Annotated in this window: 5 protein-coding genes; all 5 read left to right on the top strand. The window is 70.5% G+C overall.

The window, feature by feature from the left end; genetic code table 11:
* Positions 1–244: 244 nt before the first annotated feature.
* Genes AJAP_RS22580 through AJAP_RS22560 form a run of 5 tightly spaced genes read left to right on the top strand, consistent with a single transcriptional unit; the run spans position 245 to position 12,171 of the window.
* Positions 245–3,283 (top strand): non-ribosomal peptide synthetase, encoded by a 3,039-nt coding sequence (locus AJAP_RS22580; protein WP_038515030.1) that lies wholly within the window; start codon positions 245–247, stop codon positions 3,281–3,283.
* Complete coding sequence (locus tag AJAP_RS22575) at positions 3,280–8,709, top strand: non-ribosomal peptide synthetase/MFS transporter (protein ID WP_038515028.1); 5,430 nt, start codon at positions 3,280–3,282, stop codon at positions 8,707–8,709. The genes AJAP_RS22580 and AJAP_RS22575 overlap by 4 nt, the downstream gene beginning before the upstream one ends.
* Positions 8,706–9,977: an ATP-grasp domain-containing protein gene (locus AJAP_RS22570; protein WP_038515026.1), complete on the top strand. Its 1,272-nt coding sequence runs from the start codon at positions 8,706–8,708 to the stop codon at positions 9,975–9,977. Before AJAP_RS22575 ends, AJAP_RS22570 begins: the two co-directional genes overlap by 4 nt.
* The gene (locus AJAP_RS22565; protein ID WP_038515024.1) at positions 9,974–11,239 is read left to right on the top strand and encodes an ATP-grasp domain-containing protein; all 1,266 of its coding nucleotides are present in this window, start codon (positions 9,974–9,976) and stop codon (positions 11,237–11,239) included. The genes AJAP_RS22570 and AJAP_RS22565 overlap by 4 nt, the downstream gene beginning before the upstream one ends.
* Positions 11,236–12,171: a TauD/TfdA family dioxygenase gene (locus AJAP_RS22560; RefSeq protein WP_038515022.1), complete on the top strand. Its 936-nt coding sequence runs from the start codon at positions 11,236–11,238 to the stop codon at positions 12,169–12,171. Before AJAP_RS22565 ends, AJAP_RS22560 begins: the two co-directional genes overlap by 4 nt.
* The last annotated feature ends 208 nt before the right edge of the window (positions 12,172–12,379 follow it).

Genomic DNA, 12,379 nt, shown 5'->3' with positions numbered 1-12,379 from the left:
AAGGGGCCTTTCCGCTCATGCGATCGGGGGAAAGCGCCTTTCGCCCCGCCCGGCACCCACGGGCACCTCGGCTCGGCGCGGGCTGATGGGTCGACGGCGTTGTGAAAGCCACTTTCGCAACGTTGAAGGTTGCGGAAGTGGCTTTCGCAACATCCGAAGCCGGCACACCGGTGAGCGAGCAGCACATCTTCGCCTTGCCTCTCGCGAGCACTCCACCTTCGACAGACACTGAGAACAGGAAATCATGAGCGACACGAAGGAATGGACGTTCCCGGCCTCGTTCGGGCAGGAGCGGATCTGGCTGTCCGGCCAGCTCGACCCGGCGTCCCCGGTGTACAACCTGCACTGCCAGGCCCGGCTGGACCGGCCGCTGACCGCGGAGCAGTGGCGTGCCGCGCTCGGCGTCATCGTCGGGCGGCACGAGGCGCTGCGCACGTCGTTCCGCATGGAGGGCGGCGCGCTCATGCAGGTGGTGCACGCCGAGGTGCCGATCGAGCCCGAGGTGCACGACCTGCGTGACCTGCCCGCCGACGCCCGCGAAGCCCGGCTCGCCGAACTCGTCGGCGAGGTTTCGCGTGGGGCCATCCCGCTCGACTCGCCGCCGCCGTGGCGGGCCCAGGTGTGCCGGACGGCCGACGACGAGTGGGTGCTCACGTTCGTCGTGCACCACACCGTGTTCGACGCCGGTTCGGTGCTGGTGCTGGGCACGGAGCTGGGCGAGGCGTGCGACGCCGTTTTCGAGGGTCGTGAGCCGAAGCTCCCCGAGCTGGCCATCCAGTACCCGGACTTCTCGGCCTGGCAGCGCGGGCAGCTCGAAACGTCCAGTGAACAGCTGGACTACTGGCGCAAGCAGCTCGCCGGGCTGCCGCCGGTGCACGGCCTGCCCACCGACCGGCCGCGGCCGTCGGAGCTGACGTTCGCCGGTGATCAGGTGCATTTCACCCTCCCGGACGGTCTGATCGACCGGGTCGGCGAGCTGAGCCGGGAGCTGTCGGCGTCGCCGTTCATGGTGCTGCTGGCCGGTTACGCGGCGCTCCTTTCGCGACTGTCCAGAGTGGACGACATCGTCGTCGGCGTCCCGGTCGCCGGCCGCGACCTGCCGGAGCTGGCCGACCTGATCGGCATGTTCGTCAACCAGATGGCCGTGCGGATCGACTGCTCGGGCGCGCCCGCGTTCACCGAGCTGGTCGGCCGGGTCCGGACCACGCTGCTGGAGGCGATCGACCACAGCCAGGTGCCGTTCCAGGCGGTCGCCGAGGCGGTCGGGGCCGAACGCGATCCAGGCGTGCAGGCGCTGTACCAGCTCGGATTCAACTTCCTGCCCGACTCGGGACTGGAGCCGATCCGTTCGGCCACCGCGAAGGACGACATCGCGATCGACCTGACCTCCGTGGACGGCAGGCTCGTCTACCGCACCGACCTGTTCGACCGCGAGACCGCCGAAGCCATCGCCGAGCGGTACGTGCGGCTGCTCGCCGCGGCGCTGGCCGATCCGGCCGGGTCGGTCGCGGATCTGGCGCTGCTGTCGGACGCCGAGCGCGAGCTCGTCCTGAACGGGTGGAACCCGACGGAACTGTCCACTCCGGACACCAAGACGGTGCACGCCCGGTTCGAGGAACAGGCACGACGGACCCCGGACGCGCCCGCCGTCGACTTCGGCGGGGTCCACCTGACGTATGCCGAGCTGAACACGCGAGCCAACCGTGTCGCACACCGGCTGCGTGAACTGGGCGCAGGCCCCGGCACCGTCGTCGGCGTCTGTGTGCCGAACTCGGCGGACCTGCTGACCGGCGTGCTCGGGGTGCTGAAGAGCGGTGCGGCCTACGTCCCGCTCGACCCGGCCAACCCGGCTCCCCGGCAGGCGCTGATCCTCGCCGACGCGGGTGTCCCGTTCGTGCTGGTCACCGGCGAGTCCACTTTGGACACCAAGACCCTGGCCCTGGACGATCCGGCCGAATGGTCCGCCGCGGCCACCGAAGACCCGGACCCAGCGGCCGGTCCGGGCGACGTCGCCTACGTGATCTACACGTCGGGCTCGACCGGGCGGCCCAAGGGCGTCGAGGTCGAGCACCGGGCCGTCGACGCGTACCTGGCATGGGCGCGAGAGGCGTACCCCGGCCTCGCCGGACGGGCGTTGCTGCACACGTCGCCGTCGTTCGACCTGACCGTGACGACGCTGCTCGGCACCCTCACCGCCGGGGGCGCGGTCGTCGACGGCGGCCGCCCGACGTTCGTCAAGGCGACCCCGACGCATCTCGCCATCCTCGCCGAGGAGCTGTTCCCGACGGGTGAACTGGTGCTCGGTGGTGAAGCGCTGACCGCCGAGGCCGTCCAGCCGTGGCGGGAGCGTCACCCGGGCACGCTCGTCGTCAACGAGTACGGCCCGACCGAGGCCACGGTCGGCTGCGTCGTGCACCGGATCGAACCCGGGGACGCGCTGCCGTCCGGGCCCGTCTCGATCGGTCGTCCGGTGCCCGGCACCCGCGCGTACGTCCTCGACGAGCGGGGGCAGCCGGTGCCGCCGGGCGTCCCTGGCGAGCTGTACGTCGCCGGGCGCCAGCTCGCCCGTGGCTACCTCGGCCTGCCGGACCTGACCGCGGAGAAGTTCGTCGAGGGCCCGTCCGGCCGGATGTACGCGACCGGTGACCTCGTCCGCTGGCGTCGCGACGGCACGCTCGACTACCTCGGCCGCGCCGACGAGCAGGTGAAGCTGCGCGGTTACCGGATCGAGCCCGGTGAGGTCGAAGCGGCGCTGCGTGAGCTGCCGGAGGTGCGGGACGCGGCCGTGGCGGTCCGCGGCGACACGCTCGTCGGCTACGTCGTCGGCAGCACCGAGGGCGCGGCCGAGGCCCTGCGGAAGACGTTGCCGGAGTACCTGGTGCCGACCCGGTTCGTGGCGCTCGACGCGCTGCCGATGGCGGCCAGCGGCAAACTCGACCGGGCGGCGCTGCCGGATCCCGAACCCGATGAGGCACCGGCGTACGTCGCACCCCGCACCGCGGCCGAAGAACTCGTCGCCGAAGTGCTCGGGGAGCTGCTCGGCATCGACGACCTCGGCGCGCACGACGACTTCTTCGCCCGTGGCGGCAATTCGCTGCTGGCGATTCGCGCGATGGCCCGGCTGCGCAAGCAGATCGAGGTCGACATCCCGGTGCGGGGGCTGTTCACCCTCACCACCGTCGCCGCGCTCGCCGCCGAGATCGAGCGGCGGCTCGAGGAAGACCTCGACCAGCTCAGCGACGAAGAGGTCCAGCGCCAGCTGGCCGAAGGCGGGAACTCATGACCGCGATCGACGAAACCAGCGCGGCCGCGCGCCGCGCCCTGCTCGAACGGCGGCTGCGGCGGCGCGCGGAACCGGCCGCGACCATCACGCCGCGCCCCGCCGATGCCGTCGTCCCGCTGTCGTATCAGCAGGAACGCGTCTGGTTCATGGAACAGTTCGCGCCGGGCACCGGGTCGTACCACATCCCGGTGCCGATCCGGCTGACCGGCAGGCTCGATGTCGCCGCACTCCAGTCCGCTTTGGACACTCTGCCCGCGCGGCACGAGGCGCTGCGGATGCGGTTCCCGGAAGGGGACGACGGACAGCCGACCGTCCACATCGAACCCACGGTCACGGTCAACATGTCCATAGTGGACTCCGGAAGCGAAGAGGCGGCCCGCGCGGCCGTCGACGCCGCCGCTGCCGAGACGTTCGACCTGGCCACGGGGCCGCTGCTGCGGGCGACGCTCGCGCGGGTGTCCGACGAGGAACACCTGCTGGTCCTGTGCACGCACCACATCGTCGGCGACGGCTGGTCGGTCGACCTGCTGCTGCGCGACCTCGCCGCGCAGTACCACGCCCTGAGCACCGGTGGCACGGCCGAGCTGCCCGCGCTGAGCATCGGGTACGGCGACTTCGCGCACTGGCAGCGCCGCACACTCACCGGCGGCGAACTCGACCGGCAACTGGAGCACTGGAAGGCGCAGCTCGCCGGGGTCGAGCCACTGGAGCTGCCCACCGACCGGCCCCGGCCCGCCAAGCAGAGCTTCGACGGCGCGATCCACGAGTTCTTCGTCGAGCGCGAGCTCACCCGTGCCCTAGGCGACCTCAGCCGCGAGCACGGGGTCACCCTCTTCATGACCCTGCTGGCCGCCTACCAGGTGCTGCTTTCGCGGTACTCCGGCCAGGAGGACTTCGCGATCGGCTCGTCTTCGGCCGGGCGCGGCCTGCCCGAGCTGGAGGGCGTGGCGGGCATGTTCATCAACATGCTGCCGCTGCGTGCCCAGCTGGCGGACGACCCGACGTTCGCCGAACTGCTCGAACGCACCCGGCGGCACGTGCTGGACGCGTTCGAGCACGCCGACGTCCCGTTCGAGCGGCTGGTGAACGCGCTCGGCGTACCTCGCGATGTCAGCCGCTCACCGGTGTTCCAGGCGATGTTCGTGCTGCAGAACTACGAGATGGGCCGGATGGGCGAGGCGGGCGAGTCCGAAGTGGACTTCCGCTGGCTGCCGATGGATCTGCCCGCGACCCGGTTCGACTTCGAGTTCCACGCGATCGAGCTCGAACGCGGGCTGATCGGCAAGCTCGTGTACAACACCGCGCTGTTCACCGAGGACACGGTCGCCGGGATGGCCGGGCGGCTGGTCACCCTGCTGCGTTCGATCGTCGCCGACCCGGGCCGACGTCTGTCCGAAGTGGACATCCTCGACGACGCGCAGCGTGAACTCGTCCTGGAGCGCTGGAACGACACGACCACCGAGTTCCCGCAGACCACGCTGCACGCGCTCGTCGAGGAGCAGGCCGCCCGGACGCCGGACGCGCCCGCGGTGACCTTCCGCGGCGCGTCGCTGACCTACCGCGAGCTGGACGAGCGGGCCAACCGGCTCGCGCACCGGCTGCGTGGGCTCGGTGTCGGACCGGGTGTGCTCACCGGTGTGTTCGCGGAACGGTCGTTCGAGCTGGTGGTCGCGCTTCTCGGCGTGCTGAAGGCCGGTGGCGCGTACGTCCCGCTCGACCCGGAGTATCCGGCCGACCGGCTGGCGTTCATGCTGCGGGACGCGGCCGCGCCCGTGGTGCTGACGCAGGCGGCGTTGCGCGAAACGCTGCCGCGGGGCGACGCGACCGTCGTCGTCCTGGACGACCCTTCCGAGACAGCGGAGCAGCCGGGCACTCCGCCCGAAGCTCTCGCCGGCCCGGAAGATCCGGCGTACGTCATCTACACCTCGGGCTCGACCGGGCAGCCGAAGGGCGTGCCCAACGGTCACCGCGGCATCGTCAACCGGCTCGACTGGATGCAGCGCGCGTACCGCCTCGACGGCACCGATTCGGTCCTGCAGAAGACCCCGGCCGGGTTCGACGTGTCGGTCTGGGAGTTCTTCTGGCCGCTGATCACCGGCGCGCGGCTCGTGCTCGCCGAACCCGGCGGCCACAAGGACGCCGCGTACCTGCGTGAGCTGCTCGCGTCGGAAAACGTGACCACCGCGCACTTCGTGCCGTCGATGCTCACGCTTTTCCTGGCCGAACAAGGCGTCGAGACCTGCACGGCGTTGCGGCGGGTCGTGTGCAGTGGCGAGGAACTGCCGCTCGACGCGGCCCGTGAGTTCGTCCGGCGGCTGCCGGGCTGCGAGCTGCACAATCTCTACGGCCCGACCGAAGCCGCCATCGACGTCACCTCCTGGCACTGCACGCCCGCCGCGCTCGCCGACGTCGCGTCGGTGCCGATCGGGGCGCCGATCCAGAACATCCGGATCTACGTGCTCGACCGTGCCGGGCGGCCCTGCCCGGTCGGTGTCCCCGGCGAGCTGCACATCGCCGGCGTCGGCTTGGCCCTGGGCTACCACAATCGCCCGGAGCTGACGGCCGAGCGGTTCGTGCCCGATCCGTTCCACAGTGGACGGATGTACCGCACGGGTGACCTCGCGCATTGGCGCCCGGACGGGACGATCGCGTTTCTCGGCCGGATCGACCACCAGGTCAAACTGCGCGGTCTCCGCATCGAGCTGGGGGAGATCGAGACGACTCTGCGCGCCCAGCCGGGAGTACGCGACGCCGCCGTGATCGTCCGCGAGGACACACCGGGGGACAAGCGGCTGGTCGGATACGTCGTCGGCGACGCCGAGCCCGGCACGCTGCGGACGGCGCTCAAGCAGAGCCTGCCGGACTACATGGTCCCGCCGTCGTTCGTCACTCTCGACGAATTGCCGCTCACCCCGAACGGCAAACTCGACCGCAAGGCACTTCCCGCGCCGGTCGCGTCGAGGGACGCGACCAAGGAACTGGTGGCACCGTCGACTCCGGTCGAGACTCTCCTGGCCGAAATCTGGCGGGACGTGCTCAAGGTGGACGAGCTGGGCGTCGACGACGACTTCTTCGACCTCGGCGGCCATTCGATGCTCGCCACCCAGGTGGTGGCGCGGATCGGCAAGGCGGGCGCCGGGCAGGTCGGCGTCATGGACCTGTTCCAGCACCGCACCATCCGCGAACTGGCGTCCTTCATGGACGGTGACGACGCCGACCGGCCACGGCACCTGCTGTACGAGCTGACCAAACCGGCGAAGCAGCGGACGCTGACCTACGTCTGCTTCCCCTACGGCGGCGGCAGCGCGATCGTCTACCAGCCCTTGGCCGACGCGCTCCCGGAGGGCTACTCGCTCTACTCGGTCGCCATCCCCGGCCACGACGTCGGACTTTCCGAGGAGGCCCTGCCCTTCGACGACCTGGTCGAGCGGCTGGCGGGCGAGATCCTCGACCGTATCGACGGCCCGCTGGCCATTTACGGTCACTGCGGTGTCGGCAACGCGCTCGCCGTCGCCGTCGCCCGGTTGCTCGAAGAACGCGGCCGCGAGCTGGAGGTCGTCTACATCGGCGCGATCTTCCCGTTCGCCCGGATGAAGGGCGCGGTGGGCACACTGCGCACCCGGCTGGAGAAGCTGCGCAGCAACCGGTACTACTCGAACTGGCTCAAGGGTATGGGCGTCGACACCGACGACCTCGACCCGGCGCAGGCCGACCGGATCATCACGAACATGCGCGCCGACAGCCGTGCCGCCGAGGAGTACTTCAGCGGCCTGCTCGACGCCCGCGTGGCCAAACTGCGCGCGCCGATCGTGTCGGTCGTCGGCTCCGAGGATCCGGTCACCGACTACTACGCCGAGCGGTACCGGGAGTGGGAGTTCCTCACCGACACCACCGCGCTCGTGGTGCTCGACCAGGCCGGGCACTTCTTCCTGCGTTACCGCGCCGAAGAACTCGCGGAGATCGTCACGCGGGTGCATCCGGCGCTGGACGATCCCGGCGAACTCGACGTCCGGGTCCGCGGCGAGGACGCGGCCTGGGCGGTGCACGAGACCCATCGGGCGGTCGTGGACGACAAACCCAAGGTGCGGCCGAGTATGGGCCGGTTCGTCACGATCACGATCGGGCAGCTGGTGTCCTCCACCGGCTCGGCGCTGACGTCGTTCGCGGTGCCGATCTGGCTCTACACCCGCACGGGCTCGGTCGCAGACCTCGGTCTGCTGTGGGCGCTCGCGCTGCTGTTCGGCGTGCTCGTCCTGCCGGTGGCGGGCGCGCTGGTCGACCGTGGTGACCGTCGGCGGATCATGATCGCGGCGAGCAGTATCGCGGGCGGGATCCAGCTGATATTGGCGTTGCTGCTGGTCACCGGGCACGTCCAGCTGTGGTTGTTCTACGTGCTGATCCCGCTCGGGTCGGTGGCCTCTTCGTTCCAGCGCATCGCCTATCAATCGTCGGTGGCGCAGCTGGTGCCGAAGCAGTACCTCGGACACGCGATGGGCCTCGCGCAGCTGTCCAACGGGTTCGCCCAGCTGCTGATGCCGGTGCTCGCCGCCGGGCTGCTGGCGGCGATCGAACTGTCCGGCATCTTGATCCTGGACATGGCGAGCTACGTGTTCGCGATCGTGGGCCTGCTCCTGGTGCGGTTCCCGGACATGATGGGCTGGCGCCCGCGCGAGCCGCTGCTGACGGCGATCGCGGGTGGGCTGCGGTACTCGTGGAACCACCGCGGTTTCCGCACGATGTTGCTGTACTTCGCGCTGGCGAACGTCTTCCTCGCTCCCGCGCTGGTGCTCGTCTCGCCGCTCGTGCTGTCGTTCGGTTCGGTCACCGACGTCGCGCAGGTGGCGCTCGCCGAGGCTCTCGGCGCGGTGGCGGGCGGTATCGGGATGGCGCTGTGGGGCGGCCCGCGGCAGCGGCGGATGGTCGGCGTGCTCGCCGGCAACGTCGGGATCGCGCTCGGCAGCCTGGTGATGGGCCTCCGCCCGTCGCTGATCGTGGTCGCGGCCGGGGTGTTCCTCCTGGCCGCCGCGATGGCCGTGTCGCAGGGTATCTACGCGACGCTCGTGCAGGTCAAGGTGCCGCAGCGGTTCCACGGCCGGGTGTTCGCGATCAACCAGACGATCACCTGGTCGACGCTGCCGATCGGGTTCGCCGTGCTCGCACCGCTGGCGGTCGGCTGGTTCTCGCCGCTGCTGGCGCCGGGCGGTGCGCTGACCGGATCGGTCGGCGCCGTGCTCGGCACCGGCGAGACGCGGGGGATCGGGCTCGCCTACGTCGTCTTCGCGCTGATCCTGTTGCTGATCAACCTGGGCGGGTTCTCGCTGCGGCGGCTGCGCCGGTTCGACACCGAGGTACCCGATTCGCTGCCCGACGATCTCGTGGGGGCACAGGAACGGGAGCGCAAGCTCGCCGGGAAGGAAGCCGCATGAGCACGGCAGTGCTGGTCAGGGAGGCCCGCGGGCACTGGGTCGGCGAGGTCGCGCCGTCGATGCGGGCGGCCGGGCACCGTGTGGTGCTGCTCGCCCCGCCGATGGACGAGGCCGAGCGTGCGTCGCTGGACGGCGTGGTGGACGACATCGTCGCCCTCGACGATGTCCACGACCCGGAAGCCGTCGCGGCGAAGGTCCGGGAGATCGACGGCGGCGCGTTGGCCGGGATCTTCACCGGCTCGGACGGTGCCATCGCGAGCACCGCCCATGCCGCGGAACTGCTCGGGGTGGCGCGGTGCCCGGCGTCGGTGTTCGCCTTGTGCGCGAACAAGTTCGCCGTCCGGGAGGCCCTCGCCGCGGCCGGTCTGCCAGGTCCCGCGTACGCCCTGATCTCGTCGGCCGCCGAAGCGGAGACCGTCGCCGCTGCGGTCGGGCTCCCGGCGATCGTCAAACCGGTCAACGGGGCGGGCAGCAACCTCGTCCGCACCGTGTCCACTGTGGACGAACTGGCGGCCGCATACGAGCTGCTGGCCGCCCGGTTGCCCGAGTCCGCGGATCCGCGCTACCACCGTCCCTTGGGGACACTCGACCCCGCGAAGACGTTCCTCGTGGAAGGGTTCTTGAGCGGCCCGGAGTACGCGGTGGACGTGCTCGTCCGTGACGGGGTGGCCGAGCCGGTCGAGATTCTCGACAAGCCGTTGATCGACGAACGGAAGTTCGAGCTGGCGCTGTCGTGCCCACCGGCCGGGCTCGCCGACGACCGGGCCGAACTGGTCACCGCGGCGGCCGTCGCCGCCGTCCGCGCGCTGGGTCTCGACAACACCTGTGCTCACGTCGAGCTGATCGACGACGCCGACCGCGGCCCGACGATCGTCGAGGTCAACGCGGGCAGGCCCGCCGGTTCGATCATGCCGCTGCTGGCGAAGCTCCGCACCGGCATCGACGTGTTCGCCGAGCTGGCCGCGCTCGCGGTCGGTGCTCCGCCGCCGGCGCGGGAACCCGCGAAACTGCCGATCCCGCTGGGCATGCTGATCCTCTACGCCGCCGGTTCGGGCCGGTTGACGAGGATCGGCGGACTCGACGAGATCGCCGACCTGCCCGAGGTGATCGACGTCGTCACCACCGTCTCGCCGGGGCAGGTGCTCACCGACGAACAGGAGACCTACGCGGTCAACCTCGTCGTGGCCGGGTTCGCCGATCACGACGACCTCGCCGCCCTGCACGCGGAGGCGAGCAAGCTCGTCCAGCTGGAACTGGAGGATGTGTGAACACCGCGTTCGTGGTCCGGGAAACCGCCGGACAGTGGATCGCCGACGTCGTGGCCGCCGTGCGGGCGACCGGCCTGCGGGCCGAGCTGGTCACCGAGCCCCTGGAACCGGCCGAGCTCGCGCAGCTGGCCGACCTGGTGGACGGCTTCATCGTCGTCAGCGACGTCCGTGACGCGGAATCCGTGGCCGCGGCGATCCGGGCACGGACCCCGCTTCCGGCCGGGGTGGTGACCGCCGCCGAAGGGATCGTCGCGAGCGTCGCCCGCGCGGCCGAGCTGCTCGGCGTCGCGCGCTGCCCGGCGTCGGTGTTCACCTTGACGCACGACAAGTTCGCCGTCCGGCAGGCGCTGGCCGCGGCCGGGTTGCCAGGGCCGCGCTGCGCGCTGATCTCAGCCGAGTCCGAGGCGGCGTCGGTGGCCGAGGCTGTCGGGCTCCCGGCGATCGTCAAACCGGTGAACGGCGCGGCGAGCAACCTCGTCCGTACGGTGTCCACAGTGGACGAACTGGCGGCGGCGTACCGGCTGCTGGCCGAGCGGTTGCCGCTGTCGGAGGACGCCCGGTACCACCGCCTCGTCGGATCGATCGACCCGCTGAAGGTGTTCCTCGTGGAAGGCCTGCTGCGCGGGCCGGAGTACGCGGTCGACGTCCTGGTGCGCGACGGCGTCGCGGAGCCGGTGGCGGTGGTGGAGAAACCGCTGATCGACGAACGCAAGTTCGAGCTGGGCATGGTCTGCCCGCCGCTCGAACTGTCCGAAAAGGACACCGAACGGCTGTTCGCGGCGGCGACGGCCGCCGCGCTCGCGCTGGGCCTGGACAACACCTGCGCTCACCTGGAGCTGATCGACGACGCCGAACTCGGCCCGACGATCGTCGAGGTGAACGCGGGCCGCCCGGCAGGCGGCGCCCAGCCGGTGCTGCTGAAGCTCGCGACCGGCATCGACGTCATCGCCGAAGCCGTGTCGCTGGCCCTGGGCACGCCGCCGCCCAAGCGAGGCGTGGGACTGCCGGTGCCGGTGGGCTACCTCATCTTCTATGCCGAGGGCACCGGGCGGCTGGTCCGCGTCGAGGGCACCGACGAGGTCGCCGACCTGCCCGAGGTCCTGGAGGTGGTCACGATCGTGCGCCCCGGCCAGCTGCTCACCGACGACCAGGAGATCTACGCGGTGAACGTGCTAGCCGCGGGGTTCGCCGACACCGAAGACCTCGCTGCGCTGCACGCCGAGGCCGCCAAGCTGATCCGATTCGAACTGGAGGAGTCATGACCGCCGAACTCACGGCGAACCTCGGGCACATCGAGGGCAACGACCACACGAAGCTCGCCGTGTACGCGGCCACGGGCCTGGACTGGGTGCGCGCGCACCGCGAAACGTTGCAGGAGCGGCTACGCGAGCACGGCGCGATCCTGCTGCGCGGGATGCCCGCCGATCTGACGGTGTTCAACCAGGTCACCGAGGAGATCGGCGGCTCGCTGCTGACCTACACGGAACGGTCGACGCCGCGCTCGGCGGTTTCCGGCAACATCTACACCTCGACGGAGTACCCGCCCGCCGAGTCGATCCCGATGCACAACGAGAGCTCGTATTCGGCGCACTGGCCGGACCGCTTGTTCTTCCTGTGCGACATCGCGGCCGAAACCGGTGGCGCGACGCCGATCGCCGACAGTCGCGCGATGTACCGGCTTCTGCCGGAAGACCTGCGCGAGCGCTTCGCGGGCGGCGTCACCTACACGCGGGCGTTCCGCGAAGGCCTCGGGCTGAGCTGGCAGGAAGCGTTCCAGACCGAAGACCGGCAGGCGGTGGAGGACTACTGCGCCGCCAACGGCCAGACGTACGAGTGGACCGAAGAAGGCTTGCGCACACGGCACGTGCGCCCGTCGTTCGTCGAGGAGCCGCACACCGGCGGGATGGTGTGGTTCAACCAGGCCAACCTGTTCCACGTTTCGAGCCTGGGGGAGGAGGTCAGCGAGGCGCTGCTGGAGCTGTACCCCGTGGAAGACCTGCCCCGCAACGCTTTCTTCGCCGACGGCTCGCCGATCCCGCAGGCGGACCTGGACGCGGTCAAGGCGGCTTACGACGAAGTCAGCTACGCGTTCCCTTGGCAGCCGGGCGACATCATGGTGATCAACAACATGCTGATGGCGCACGGGCGGGAGCCGTTCACGGGTAAGCGGCGGACTCTGGTCGCGATGACCTGACCTCGCGGCGGCCGCGCTCGTGTCGCGAAAGCCACTTTCGGGACAGTCGGCGACTGTCCACAAGGGACGCTAGTCCTCGTCAGGCTGCCCGGTTTGGGCGCTTCGTGCGGGGTCGTGAGTGGCAATGGTCGTTCTAACCCTCTTTATCACTCACGACCCCCACCTGGAATCGCGCCTACAGGCATGAATCGGGCAGTCGACCGAGAGC

This window comes from Amycolatopsis japonica, assembly GCF_000732925.1.
In the GTDB taxonomy this organism is placed as follows: Bacteria; Actinomycetota; Actinomycetes; order Mycobacteriales; family Pseudonocardiaceae; genus Amycolatopsis; species Amycolatopsis japonica.
The sequence above is the reverse complement of the archived record's forward strand: the minus strand, read 5'-3'. Positions and strand labels throughout refer to the sequence as shown.

Excerpts from the sequence above, each read along its gene's own strand:
- AJAP_RS22580 (WP_038515030.1), top strand. The coding sequence starts at position 245 with ATGAGCGACACGAAGGAATGGACGTTCCCGGCCTCGTTCGGGCAGGAG.
- AJAP_RS22575 (WP_038515028.1), top strand. The coding sequence starts at position 3,280 with ATGACCGCGATCGACGAAACCAGCGCGGCCGCGCGCCGCGCCCTGCTC.
- AJAP_RS22570 (WP_038515026.1), top strand. The coding sequence starts at position 8,706 with ATGAGCACGGCAGTGCTGGTCAGGGAGGCCCGCGGGCACTGGGTCGGC.
- AJAP_RS22560 (WP_038515022.1), top strand. The coding sequence starts at position 11,236 with ATGACCGCCGAACTCACGGCGAACCTCGGGCACATCGAGGGCAACGAC.